Origin of the sequence: Burkholderia sp. Ed8 (assembly GCF_040761425.1) — a bacterium.
GTDB classification, from domain to species: Bacteria; Pseudomonadota; Gammaproteobacteria; order Burkholderiales; family Burkholderiaceae; genus Burkholderia; species Burkholderia seminalis.
Genome location: NZ_CP142886.1, coordinates 148,463 through 161,278 on the forward strand (window position 1 = coordinate 148,463; position 12,816 = coordinate 161,278).

The 12,816-nt window shown below is 66.4% G+C and carries 10 protein-coding genes and 1 tRNA gene; 5 read left to right on the plus strand and 6 right to left on the minus strand.

Annotation, left to right across the window (positions count from 1 at the left end; genetic code table 11):
- The first annotated feature begins 124 nt into the window (after positions 1–124).
- The gene (locus VXM69_RS14495) at positions 125–1,333 is read left to right on the plus strand and encodes a chromate transporter (protein WP_034190717.1); all 1,209 of its coding nucleotides are present in this window, start codon (positions 125–127) and stop codon (positions 1,331–1,333) included.
- A 52-nt stretch (positions 1,334–1,385) separates the two neighbouring features.
- Here VXM69_RS14495 and VXM69_RS14500 read toward each other — a convergent pair whose 3' ends face one another.
- Positions 1,386–1,832, minus strand: coding sequence for a multidrug/biocide efflux PACE transporter (locus VXM69_RS14500; protein ID WP_034190716.1), 447 nt, complete (start codon positions 1,830–1,832; stop codon positions 1,386–1,388).
- A 112-nt stretch (positions 1,833–1,944) separates the two neighbouring features.
- Between VXM69_RS14500 and VXM69_RS14505 the strand changes: the two genes are divergently transcribed.
- On the plus strand, positions 1,945–2,829 hold the full coding sequence (locus VXM69_RS14505; RefSeq protein ID WP_034190715.1) for a LysR family transcriptional regulator: 885 nt from the start codon (positions 1,945–1,947) through the stop codon (positions 2,827–2,829).
- A gap of 38 nt (positions 2,830–2,867) precedes the next feature.
- On the opposite strand, the gene VXM69_RS14510 is transcribed toward VXM69_RS14505, so the two are convergent.
- The 5 genes from VXM69_RS14510 to VXM69_RS14530 form a co-directional block, all read right to left on the minus strand.
- Complete coding sequence (locus VXM69_RS14510; RefSeq protein WP_034190714.1) at positions 2,868–3,326, minus strand: CopD family protein; 459 nt, start codon at positions 3,324–3,326, stop codon at positions 2,868–2,870.
- 240 nt (positions 3,327–3,566) lie between these two features.
- Positions 3,567–5,888 carry a DNA topoisomerase IV subunit A gene (parC, locus tag VXM69_RS14515; RefSeq protein ID WP_034190713.1) on the minus strand — a complete coding sequence of 774 codons (2,322 nt, stop codon included), beginning with the start codon at positions 5,886–5,888 and terminating at the stop codon, positions 3,567–3,569.
- A gap of 69 nt (positions 5,889–5,957) precedes the next feature.
- A complete protein-coding gene (locus tag VXM69_RS14520; RefSeq protein WP_034190712.1) occupies positions 5,958–7,940 on the minus strand; it encodes a DNA topoisomerase IV subunit B in 1,983 nt (660 codons plus the stop codon).
- A 220-nt stretch (positions 7,941–8,160) separates the two neighbouring features.
- Positions 8,161–10,110 (minus strand): ATP-binding cassette domain-containing protein, encoded by a 1,950-nt coding sequence (locus VXM69_RS14525; RefSeq protein WP_069705582.1) that lies wholly within the window; start codon positions 10,108–10,110, stop codon positions 8,161–8,163.
- A gap of 266 nt (positions 10,111–10,376) precedes the next feature.
- Entirely contained in the window at positions 10,377–10,781 is a 405-nt protein-coding gene (locus VXM69_RS14530) for a DUF4399 domain-containing protein (protein ID WP_034190710.1), read from the minus strand.
- 199 nt (positions 10,782–10,980) lie between these two features.
- On the opposite strand from VXM69_RS14530, the gene VXM69_RS14535 reads away from it, so the two are divergent.
- From VXM69_RS14535 to VXM69_RS14545, 3 genes are all read left to right on the plus strand, one after another.
- A complete protein-coding gene (locus tag VXM69_RS14535; protein ID WP_034190709.1) occupies positions 10,981–11,163 on the plus strand; it encodes a rubredoxin in 183 nt (60 codons plus the stop codon).
- Positions 11,164–11,309: 146 nt separating this feature from the next.
- Positions 11,310–11,384, plus strand: a tRNA-Arg gene (locus VXM69_RS14540).
- 170 nt (positions 11,385–11,554) lie between these two features.
- Positions 11,555–12,784 carry a tyrosine-type recombinase/integrase gene (locus VXM69_RS14545; RefSeq protein ID WP_367189778.1) on the plus strand — a complete coding sequence of 410 codons (1,230 nt, stop codon included), beginning with the start codon at positions 11,555–11,557 and terminating at the stop codon, positions 12,782–12,784.
- The last annotated feature ends 32 nt before the right edge of the window (positions 12,785–12,816 follow it).

Consider the following 12,816-nt stretch of genomic DNA (forward strand, 5'->3'; position numbering starts at 1 on the left):
TAACTAGCGTTTTCGCGCATGGCAGTGTCACGATGCGCGGCGGACAATCGGGAGGGCCTACGTGTCGGCGGGCCGCCGGCATGGCCATACGCGAGAGATCCGGCCCTGCGCCAACCACACAACCATGACTACCGTCGAAGTCGAAGCGACCGCTCGTGTCGAAGAGGCACAGGCATCCCTATGGACCTTGTTCAAGGTCGTCGCCGGCATTTCCGCGCTCTCGTGGGGCGGGCTTTCGATGATGGCGCAGCTCGAACGCCACTACGTTGAACGGCTGCAGCGCATCGAACCGCACGTATTCGGCGATCTCGTCGCGCTCGCCTGGCTCGTGCCGGGCCCGGTCGGCTGCAACGTGGCGGTGCAGGTCGGCCAGACGCTGCACGGCCGCGCCGGCGCCTGGGTTGCCGGTATCGCGAGCGTGCTGCCGTTCTCGATCCTGATGACGCTGTTCGCGATCTTTTATCAGACGCCGCTCGTGCGCTCGCTGGCCGCGCCGATGCTGATCAATCACTTCGGGATGGTGCTCGCCGCGCTGATCGGCGTCACGTGGGTCAAGCAGCTGCGCGCGCTCGCGCGCACGCGGCTCGAGCAGGCGATCGCCGCGCTGTCGACGATTCTGCTCGCTTTCGCGCATACTCCCGCCGCTTTCGTCGGGATTCTCTTCGCCGCGTTTGCAGCGGGCTGGCTGACGGGGCCGACCCAGCGCGACGCGGTCGAATTCACGCTGTCGAAGCGCGACCGCAACCTGCTCGTGCTGCTCGGTGTGCTCGTCGCGCTGTTCGCGGTGCCGCTGCCAGGCGATTACCAGGCGCAGCTACTGTGGCCGCGCCTCGCGGGCGCCGGCATGACGCTGTTCGGCGGCGGCTTTTCCGCACTGCCGGTGCTCAAGACGCTGTTCGTGTCGCCGGCGACGGGCATCTCCGATCATGACTTCACGCTGGCGTTCGCGCTGTCGCCGGTGGCACCGGGCCCACTGCTGAACGTCGTGCCGTTTCTCGGCTACCTGACCGACGGCTGGGTCGGCGCGCTGCTCGCGACGGCCGCGCTGTTCATCCCGTCGGGATGCCTCGTCGTGTTTGCGCAGAACCACCTGTCCCGGCTCAAGCGCCACGCGCGCTTCGAGCACGGCATGCGCCTGCTGCGCGCGGCGACCACGGGCTTTCTCGTCGTCGCCGTCGCGAAGATCCTGCATCGCGAGCCGGCCGACCCGGTTTACTGGCTGACGGGCGCCTTCGCGACGCTGTGCTTCGCGCGCTTCAAGGTGCCCGTCTATGCCGTCTACGGCGCGGTCGCCGTGGCGTGCGGCGTGTGGCTGTGGGCCGCCTCGCACTGACAGGCCCCCCGCAGCCCTGCTCCACCGGCCGCCACCGGCGCGCCGCCCCTCCTCAACCGGCCTGCACCGCGACCCGGCGAGCCATCCAGCGGGCCCGCAGCGCGTCATACGCGAGATTGAAGCAGAACGTGTAAGGCAGGAAGAACAGCACGATGCCGAGGTCGAGCAGCAGTGCCTCGACGAGGCTCACGTTCAGCCACCACGCGGCCACCGGCACCACCATCGCGACGAGGCCGAGCTCGAACATGACCGCGTGCGCGATCCGCATGCCGAGCGTGCGCTTCAATCCCGCGCGACGCTCGAAGCGGTCGAACAGCGTGTTGAACGCCATGTTCCACGCCATCGCGATCAGCGACACCATCACCGTCAGCACGCCGACGTGCGACACCGGCATGTCCAGCAGCCATGCACCGATCGGCGCGCACAGCGCGATCGCGACCAGCTCGAACGTCAGCGCGTGCAGCAGCCGTTCCGTCACCGTTTTGTTCACCTGTTTCATGATGCCCTCCTATTCGTTACGTCATGCATGTCGGCCATTTTGATCGGCGATACCGGTTGAATCCAGTTTGTTATCATCGGTTTTGCCGATAATAAGAAGTCTGGAGCACCGCATGCACCACGCCCCCGAAGCCCTGCTCGCATTCGCCGAGGCCGCGCTGCTCGGCTCGTTTACGGCCGCCGCACGCAAGCTCGGCAAACGCCAGTCGACCATTTCGGAAGCCATCGCGAACCTCGAAATCGATCTCGGCGTGCAGTTGTTCGACCGCTCGACGCGCGCGCCGACCCTGACCGACGCAGGCCGTGCGCTGTTGCCGCAGGTGCAGCGCGCGCTCGAGGCCAGCGCGGCGATCGACCGAACGGCCGCGCGGCTCGCGCACGGCGAGGAAGCGCGGCTGACGCTCGTCGTGTCCGACACGTACCAGTCGAAACGCTACGAGGAAACGCTGATGGCGCTCGAGCGGCGCTTTCCGGCGCTCGAGCTCGAATGCCAGATCGCCGAACACGAGGACGTGCTCGACCTGATCCAGCAGGGCCGCGCGCAGCTCGGGCTGATGGCCGCGCGCGCGGCCTACCCGGCCGATATCGGCGCGGCGACGGTGGCGGAGGAATCGGAGATCGGGCTGTTCGTCGGGCGCACGCATGCGCTCGCCGAATACGGCGACGCCGAGGTGCCGCACGCGGCGCTGCGCGACGTGCGCGAGCTGCGCCTCAATACTTATGTGAAAACGGAAGGCCGCGGCACCGACGACCGGATCGTCGTCGGCACGCAGCACTGGCTGGCGCCCAGCTACCTGATGCTGCTGGAGATGGCCGTACTGGGGTTCGGCTGGGCGGAACTGCCGCGCTGGATGGTCGAGCACTTCGCGCGCGATCGCCTGTGCGAGCTGCGCTCACGCGGCTGGCCGCGCCGCGTGCGCGTGGATGCGGTCTGGTCGCGCAACCGGCCGCTCGGCCCGGCCGGCGCGTGGTTGCTCGATGCGATGCTGGCCGCGTAGCGGCGCGGGCGGCCCGGCCGGCAGCCCGCGGCGAGCGATCAGAACCCGCGCGACAGCACGGCCGCGCCGATCGTGACGACGCCGAGCACGAGATTGACGACGACGAGCAGGCGCACGGCATTCACCGCGCGCGCGCCGTCCGGCCAGTTCTGCGCCTGCACCGCGCGGCGGATGCGCGGGAACAGCGCGAAGCGGATATGGCCGAAGATCAGCATCATCACGACGCCGAGCCCGGCCATCGCGTGCAGCGACCACGTCGCGTGCGCGCCGCCGAATTCCACGAGCAGGAAGCCGCCGGACAGCAGGATCACGATCACGGAACCGGCCACCCAGTTGAAGAAACGGCCGAACACGCCTTCGATCAGCGGCAACCGGAGCTGCGGCGACAGGTCGGACAGCGCCGGGCGCAGGCAGAAGTGCGCGAAAACCATCCCGCCCACCCACACGGCAACGGCCAGCAGGTGAAGAAACAGCGCGACGGCAACAGCGTGGGACATGGCGACAATCCTGTGATGAGTGGGGACCAGCGAACGGCCGCGTCGCGCGCGGCATCAAGCGACGTTCGACCGGCCAATTGCGTCCCGGTTCAGACCCCCGGCGCGATTTCACATTATTTTGCAAGTTCCGCGTGACAGCGCCACACGTGGCTTACCCGAATCGCCGCATCCAAACAAAAGGCCGCCCACCCGCCGAAGCGGATGGGCGGCCTGTCGATCGCGGCCGAACCGGGCCCGGCGTCAGCCGAGCAGCGGGCGCAGTTCGTTGACGACCTTGAGCTTCGTCTCCGGCGCGCGGCCCTTGCGTGCGCGCTTGCCGATGTGCGGCGCGAGCCCGGCGTACGACAGCGTCTCGTCCTGCGCCTTGCCGCCGCGGCCGGTACCGATCAGCACGACGCCGGCCGGATCGATCGCCAGCGCCTGCACGAGCGTTTCCTTGTCGTCGAGCGCCATCAGGATCACGCCGCGCCCGCCGCCGGACAGCGTCTTCATCTCGTCCATCCCGAATACGAGCAAGCGGCCGCCGCTCGACAGGCATGCGACCTGCGTCGCGTTCGGCAGGACCGGCATCGGTGCAAGCGGCACCGCACCGGCGTCGATCGTCATGAACGCCTTGCCGGCCTTCACGCGGCTCACCATGTCGCCGACCTTCGCGAGGAAGCCGAAGCCGTTGCTCGACGCGAGCAGCAATTGCTGGTCGGCCGACGCCGCGTAGTAGTGCATCAGGTGCGAGCCCGATTCGAGCTCGATCAGCGACGTGACGGGCACGCCGTCACCGCGCCCGCCCGGCAGCACCGACACGTCGACCGAGTACACGCGGCCGCTGCTGCCCCACGCGATCAGCCGGTCCGGCGTGCGGCACTGGAACGCCGCGTACAGGCTGTCGCCCGCCTTGAACGAGAACGCGGCCGGGTCGAGCCCGTGGCCCTTCAGCGCGCGCACCCAGCCCTTCTGCGACACGACGACCGTCACCGGCTCGTCGACCACCTTCGCCTCGAACGTCGCGCGCTTTTCCTGCTGGATCAGCGTGCGGCGATCGTCGCCGTACTGTTTCGCGTCGGCCTCGATCTCCTTGATCATCAGCCGCTTCATCGCGCTTTCGTTCGCGAGCAGTTCCTCGAGCTTCGCCTTCTCGTCGCGCAGCGCGTCGAGTTCCTTCTCGATCTTGATCTTCTCGAGCCGCGCGAGCTGACGCAGCCGGATTTCGAGGATGTCTTCCGCCTGCCGCTCGCTGAGGCCGAACGCGCTCATCAGCGCGGCCTTCGGCTCGTCCGACTCGCGGATGATGCGGATCACCTCGTCGATGTTCAGGAAGACGATCATCCGCCCTTCGAGGATGTGGATGCGGTCGTCGACCTTCGCGAGACGATGGCGGCAACGGCGCGTCATCGTCAGCTGGCGGAACTTCACCCACTCGTCGAGGATCGTCAGCAGGCCCTTCTGGCCGGGCCGGCCGTCGGCGCCGATCATCACGAGGTTCAGCGTCGCGTTCGACTCGAGGCTCGTGTACGCGAGCAGCGTGTTCACGAATTCCGTCTGGTCGATCGTGCGCGACTTCGGCTCGAACACGAGCCGCACCGCCGCTTCCTTGCCCGACTCGTCGCGCACCGCGTCGAGCAGGTCGAGCATCGCCTTCTTCGTGTTGAGCTGCTCGGGCGTCAGCGTCTTCTTGCCGAGCTTGAGCTTCGGGTTGGTCAGCTCCTCGATTTCCTCGAGCACCTTCTGGCCCGACGTGCTCGGCGGCAGCTCGGTCACGACGAGCTGCCACTGGCCGCGCGCGAGATCCTCGATCTTCCATTTCGCGCGCACCTTCAGGCTGCCGCGGCCGGTTTCATAGGCCGCCGCGATTTCGGCGTCGCTCGAGATGATCTGGCCGCCGCCCGGGAAATCCGGGCCGGGAATCAGGTTCATCAGCTCCGCGTGCGTGAGCTTCGGATTGCGGATCAATGCGACCGCAGCGGCCGCGACTTCGCGCAGGTTGTGCGACGGGATTTCGGTCGCGAGGCCGACCGCGATGCCCGACGCGCCGTTCAGCAGCACGAACGGCATGCGGCTCGGCAGCGTCTTCGGTTCCTCGAACGAGCCGTCGTAGTTCGGCATGAAGTCGACCGTGCCCTGGTCGATCTCGTCGAGCAGCAGCTTCGCGATCGGCGTGAGGCGCGCTTCCGTGTAACGCATCGCCGCCGCGCCGTCACCGTCGCGCGAGCCGAAGTTGCCCTGCCCGTCGATCAGCGGGTAGCGCAGCGAGAAATCCTGCGCGAGACGCACGAGCGCGTCGTACGCCGACTGGTCGCCGTGCGGGTGGTATTTACCGAGCACGTCGCCGACCACGCGCGCCGACTTCACCGGCTTCGCATCGGGCCCAAGACCCATTTCGTTCATCGCGAACAGGATCCGGCGCTGCACCGGCTTCTGGCCGTCGCACACGTCGGGCAGCGCGCGGCTCTTCACGACGCTGACCGCGTAGCTGAGATACGCCTGCTCCGCGTAGTTGCCGAGCGTCAGCGCTTCGGCGTCCGGTGCATCGGACCCGGCGAAGAGATCGGAAGTATTGTCGTCCATCAGAATTCCGTATTCGTAAGTGGCGTGAGGCCGGGCCGGGCGTCATGCCCGGCCGCGCGGATGCGTGGCTTAGATGTCCGCTTCGACGTCGTTGCCCTTTTCCTCGAGCCAGCCGCGCCGCGCGGCTGCCTCGCCCTTGCCCATCAGCATCGTCATGCGCGCGACGGTTGCCTCGTAGTCGAGCTCGCCGAGCTTCACGGGCATCAGGCGGCGCGTATCGGGGTTCATCGTCGTGTCCCACAGCTGCTCGGCGCTCATTTCGCCGAGACCCTTGAAGCGGCTGATGCTCCACTGCGTCTCGCGCACGCCGTCCTTGCGCAGCTTGTCGAGCGTCGCCTCGAGTTCGCCGTCGTCGAGCGCGTAGAGCTTCTGCGCGGGCTTCTTGCCGCGCGCGGGCGCATCGACGCGGAACAGCGGCGGACGGGCGACATACACGTGGCCGCGCTCGATCAGCTGCGGGAAATGCTTGAAGAACAGCGTGAGCAGCAGCACCTGGATGTGCGAGCCGTCGACGTCCGCGTCCGACAGGATGCAGATCTTGCCGTAACGCAGGTTCGACAGGTCGACGGTGTCGTCGGGGCTGTGCGGATCGACACCGATCGCCACCGAGATGTCGTGCACCTCGTTGTTCGCGAACAGGCGGTCTCGCTCGGTTTCCCACGTGTTCAGCACCTTGCCGCGCAACGGCAGGATCGCCTGGTATTCCTTGTCGCGGCCCATCTTCGCGGAGCCGCCCGCCGAGTCGCCCTCGACGAGGAACAGTTCGTTGCGCGCGATGTCCTCGGTTTCGCAGTCGGTCAGCTTGCCGGGCAGCACCGCGACGCCCGAGCTCTTGCGCTTCTCGACCTTCTGGCCCGCCCGCGTGCGCGCCTGCGCCTGCTTGATCACGAGCTCGGCGAGCTTCTTGCCGTGCTCGACGTGCTGGTTCAGCCACAGTTCGAGCGCCGGGCGCGAGAACGACGACACGAGCTTCACCGCGTCGCGGCTGTTCAGGCGCTCCTTGATCTGCCCCTGGAACTGCGGATCGAGCACCTTCGCGGACAGCACGAACGACACGCGCGCGAACACGTCTTCCGCGAGCAGCTTCACGCCCTTCGGCTGCAGGTTGTGCAGCTCGACGAAGCTCTTCACGGCCTGGTACAGGCCGTCGCGCAGGCCGGATTCGTGCGTGCCGCCGGCCGGCGTCGGGATCAGGTTCACGTACGACTCGCGCACGAGCGACCCTTCCTCGCTCCAGGCGACGACCCACGATGCGCCCTCGCCTTCGGCGAACGAATCGTCGCCCGAACGCGAATCGGCGAACCGCTCGCCTTCGAACAGCGGGATCAGCAGCTCGCTGCCGTTCATTTCGTCGAGCAGGTAACCGCGCAGGCCGTCTTCATACTTCCACGCCTGGCGCTCGCCGGTCTTCTCGTTGACGAGCACGACCTCGACGCCCGGCAGCAGCACGGCCTTCGAGCGCAGCAGGCGCTGCAGCTCGCCGAGCGGCAGGTTCGGCGAATCGAAGTACTTCGGATTCGGCCACACCTGCACGCGCGTGCCGGACTTCTTCTCGCCGCGGCCCGCGGCCTGCGTCGCGAGCGGCTTGACGACGTCGCCTTCGGCAAAGCCGAGCTCGGCGATCTTGCCGTCGCGCCACACCGTCACGTCGAGGCGCGTCGCGAGCGCGTTCGTCACCGACACGCCGACGCCGTGCAGGCCGCCCGAGAACGTATAGGCGCCGCCGGCGGCCTTGTCGAACTTGCCGCCTGCGTGCAGACGCGTGAACACGATCTCGACGACCGGGACGCCCTCTTCGGGGTGCATGCCGAACGGGATGCCGCGGCCGTCGTCCTCGACCGAGACCGACTGGTCGGCGTGCAGCGTGACCGTGATCTGCTTGCCGTAGCCGCCGAGCGCCTCGTCGGACGCGTTGTCGATGACTTCCTGGATGATGTGCAGCGGATTCTCGGTACGGGTGTACATGCCGGGCCGCTGCTTGACCGGCTCGAGACCCTTGAGCACCTTGATCGATGCTTCACTATAGGCCGCGCTGGGTTTCTTCGTTGACATAGGCGCTGAATTTCGTCATTCATCGGGACGTTGTCCACACCTCGTGTGGATAACATCGTGGACAAAACGTTGAGTTCCGTAAAAAAGCGAATCGAAACAACGGTGTGCTTGGACTGCTCCGAAAGCGGGCGCGCGGCGTGCGCTGCGCGGCCCTGAACGCGCGGTATTTTACTGGTTCCGCGTGGCGCGCCAATCGCGGGATCGGCGCGCGCCGCACGCGTCACGCCGGCTTGCGCTTCGCCTCGAGCGTTTCCCACCGTTCGAGCGCGGTGAGCAGTTCGTCGTCGATCGCCGCGAAGCGCTCGGTCAGGCGCGTGCCTTCCTGCGGATCCTTCGCGAAAATCGAACCGTCCTCGAGCCGCGCATTGATCGTCTTCTGCTCCGCTTCGAGCGCGGCGATCTTCTCCGGCAGCGAATCGAGCTCGCGCTGCTCGTTGAACGACAGCTTCACCGTGCGCTGCGCATTGCGGCCCGGGGCGCTCTTCGCCGCGTCTTCCTTCACCGGCACCGCTTCCTTGACCGCGCGCTTCGCGGCTTCCTGTTGCGCGAGCTGCTCCGAACGCTCGCTCTGGATCTGCCAGTCGCTGAAGCCGCCGACGTATTCGCGCCACTTGCCGTCGCCCTCGGCCGCGATCACCGACGTCACGACGTTGTCGAGGAACGCGCGATCGTGGCTGACGAGCAGCACCGTGCCGTCGTAGTCGGCCAGCAGCTCCTCGAGCAGCTCGAGCGTCGGGATGTCGAGGTCGTTGGTCGGTTCGTCGAGCACCAGCACGTTGGCCGGGCGTGCGAACAGGCGCGCGAGCAGCAGCCGGTTGCGCTCGCCGCCCGACAGCGACTTCACCGGCGAACGCGCGCGCTCCGGCGCGAACAGGAAATCGCCGAGATAACTCATCACGTGCTTGCGCACGCCGCCGATCTCGACCCACTCGCTGCCGGGGCTGATCGTATCGGCGAGGCTCTTGTCCTGGTCGAGCTGCGCGCGCATCTGGTCGAAATACGCGACCTGCAGGTTCGTGCCGGTGCGCACGGTGCCCTCGTCGGGCTTCAGCTCGCCGAGGATCAGCTTGAGCAGCGTGGTCTTGCCCGCGCCGTTCGGGCCGACGAAGCCGATCTTGTCGCCGCGCATGACCGTCGCCGAGAAGCGGTCGACGACCGTGCGGCCGCCGTAGCGCTTCGTCACGTCGGTCAGCTCCGCGACGATCTTGCCGGACTTCTCGCCCTGCGCGACGTCGAGCCGCACGTTGCCCTGCGCATTGCGGCGCTCCGCGCGCTCGTTGCGCATCTGCACGAGCCGCGCGATGCGGCCGACGCTGCGCGTGCGGCGCGCCTCGACGCCCTTGCGGATCCACACTTCTTCCTGCGCGAGCAGCTTGTCGAACTTCTCGTTTTCCACGCGTTCGACTTCGAGCTGCTGCGCCTTGCGCGTCTGGTACGCGGAGAAATTGCCCGGGTACGACAGCAGCCGGCCGCGATCGAGCTCGACGATGCGCGTCGCGACGCGATCGAGGAACGCGCGATCGTGGGTGATGAACAGCAGGCCCGCGCGCTGCGAGACGAGCAGCTCTTCCAGCCAGCGGATGCCGTCGAAGTCGAGGTGGTTGGTCGGCTCGTCGAGCAGCAGCACGTCGGGCTGCAGCACCAGCGCGCGCGCCAGCGCGACGCGCTTCTGCATCCCGCCCGACAGCGCGTCGACGCTCGCGTCGCCGTCCTGCAGGCCGATCTGCGCGAGCGTCATCGCCACGCGCGTGCGCCAGTTCCATGCGTCGTGCGCGTCGAGCGACGACTGCAGCGCGTTCATCCGCGCGAGCAGCGCGTCGTGCTCGGCGCCTTCCGGCGTATCGGCGAGACGATGCGCGATCGAATCGTATTCTTCGAGCAGTTCGCGCGTGTGCGCGAGCCCCGACGCGACCGCGTCGAACACCGTCGCGCCCGGTTCGAACTCGGGCTCCTGCGGCACGTAGACGGTCACGAGCTCCTGCTGGCGCGTGATCAGGCCGTCGTCGGGCTTCGCGAGGCCGGCGACGATCTTCAGCAGCGACGACTTGCCCGCGCCGTTGCGGCCGATCAGGCCGACGCGTTCGCCGGCTTCCAGCGAGAAATCCGCGTGATCGAGCAACGCGACGTGACCGAACGCGAGCTGCGCGCCGGTAATGGAATAGAGCGACATGGGGAGACGGCGAAGAGAGGAATCGGAAGCGCCCATTGTACCGGGCGCGGAGGCCGGCACCGGCATGGCTGGATGGACGAGCATTGCAACCGGTACGCGAAACGCGCCGGCGCGGTGCGACGCGTGGCTGGCGGCCTCGATCCGGGGCTGACTACCGCCGTGCGGATTGCGTGCCCGCACGCGCTGGCGAAGGCCGGCCCGATGCCCGTGGCCGGCCGATCGCGATCCCGCGCGCGGCACCCCGGGCGCCCGCGCGCGAGGGGCGATTACTTCACGTTGACGGTGATCGTCGAGCTCATTTCGGGACCGTACGAACGGTGCGCGCCATCGCCAAGTTGCAGCGTCAGCGTGTGCTGGCCGGGTGCCAGCTTCACATCGGTTTCGGTCTGGCCCTTGCCGAAATGCAGCGAATGGTCGCTCGCCGGGATCACGTCGCCCTTCGGCACCGGCTTGCCGTCGATCAGCAGGTGATGGTGGCCGGTATCCGGCGTCATGTCGCCGGCAGGCTTGAGCTCCATGCCGTCGAGACCGAACTTCACGTGCACCGGGCTCGACACCGTCGCGCCGTCCTGCGGCTCGACGAAGAACACGCGCGCTTCGGCACGCGCGAGCGTCGACACGGCCAGCGCCGCGACACACACCGCACCCGCGATCCACTTTCTGTTGAGCATCGTTTTCCTCCTTCAGATTGACAGGCCCACGAAGCATACACTGCATGCCCGCGCCACGCGATGATGCCCGTTGTTCGCGATGCGTACGTTTAACACGACGTTGCCTAGGTGTTCGGCGAAATTCCGGTACTATTGCGCCTTTCGTCCGCTCGACAGGATGCGGACGGCATTACCGAGTTTCCATTTTCCCGAGCACCACATGAGCGAAGTAACCGAATACCAGAGCTGGGTCTGCCTGATTTGCGGGTGGGTCTACAACGAAGCCGAAGGACTGCCCGACGAGGGCATCGCGGCCGGCACCCGTTTCGCCGACATTCCCGCCGACTGGCGCTGCCCGCTGTGCGACGTGGGCAAGGAAGATTTCGTCGTCGTCGATTTCTGATGGTTCGTTCCGATCGCGGGTGATTCCGCGATACGCGCGTCGGCACGCATTCCGCCCCGCCGACGCGCCGCGCGTTTGCTATACTCTGCGCGCTGTCCACACCGCCGTCCGGCTCGCGTTTTTCGCGTGATCGACTGGATATGGCTCTCCCCGTAGTTCAATGGATAGAACAAGCGCCTCCTAAGCGCTAGATACAGGTTCGATTCCTGTCGGGGGGACCAACCTGGCTCCCATCTTCTCCCAAGTTTGCCCAATAAGTCGCGCACAGCCTTGTGTCGGCTGGACTTTTGCTGCCATCATTGCCCAAGGTTGCCCAGTACAAGCCAAGCACCTTGGGGGTATCGGTGGGGATATACCCCGAAGTGCTCGGCGCCGATACCCCCAACGCAAAATGCCGAAGCGAACTGATCCTCTTACTGACCTCCGGGTGCGCCGTGCAAAGCCTGCTGAGCAGCCTTATCGCCTGGCCGATGGCAAGGGACTTTACCTGCAGGTGATGCCGAATGGCTCGCGGTATTGGCGTATGAAATATCGGTTCGACGGGAAAGAGAAGCTTGCGTCGTTCGGCGTCTACCCAGAAGTGTCATTGGCCGAGGCACGACAAGCCTGTCTTGCTGCACGGAAGCTCTTGGCTGCAGGCACCGATCCGACCGAGCAGAAGCGCGAGATCAAGCGCGCCCGGGCCATCGAGGCCTCGTCATCGTTTGAGGCAGTGGCGCGCGAGTGGTTTGCGACCCAGAGAGATGGCTGGACCGAAGTATATGCAGCCAAGGTGATCAGTTCGCTTGAAGTCGATGTCTTTCCTAGAATCGGCCATCGCCCGCTCCGAGACATCGAAGCTCCCGACATGCTCGAGATCCTGAGAGCCGTCGAATCGCGCGGCGTGCGAGAGACAGCAAAGCGCATACTCCAGCGCTCACGAGCGGTGTTCCAGTACGGAATCATGACCGGGCGATGCCCTCGCAATCCTGCAGCGGACATCGACGCCGAGACGGTTCTCAAGAAAGGTACCGGCGTCAAACACATGGCACGGGTCAAGCCCGTCGAAATCCCGCAGCTCATGAGAGACATCGCCGCGTACCAAGGCGATCTCGTCACGCGGCTGGCGCTCCGCTTCATGGCTCTGACGTTCACTCGGACAACCGAGATGATCAACGCGGAGTGGGACGAGTTCGACGAGCGCGCCGCCGAATGGCGGATTCCACCCGAGCGAATGAAGATGCGCGATCCGCACATCGTCCCGCTGTCGCGTCAGGCGCTCGACACATTGGCCGCGTTGCGTGAACTCAACGGCAGCCACCGACACGTCTTCTATAGCGTCCAAGGCCGAAGCCACATCTCGAACAACACTATGCTCTATGCGCTCTACCGCATGGGCTACAAATCGCGAATGACCGGGCACGGGTTCCGCGGCCTCGCCGCGACCGTTCTTCGAGAGCTCGGTTATAGCCGCGATGTAGTCGATCGACAGTTGGCCCATGCAGAACGCAATCAGGTCACTGCTGCGTACGTGCACGCCGAATTCCTGCCCGAACGCCGAAAGATGATGCAACATTGGGCTGATCATCTCGATGCCCTTGAGGCTGGCGCTGCTGTCATCCCGATCAACGTTAATCGATAGGCACATAGCTCTCTGCTCATTCAAGTGGCCTT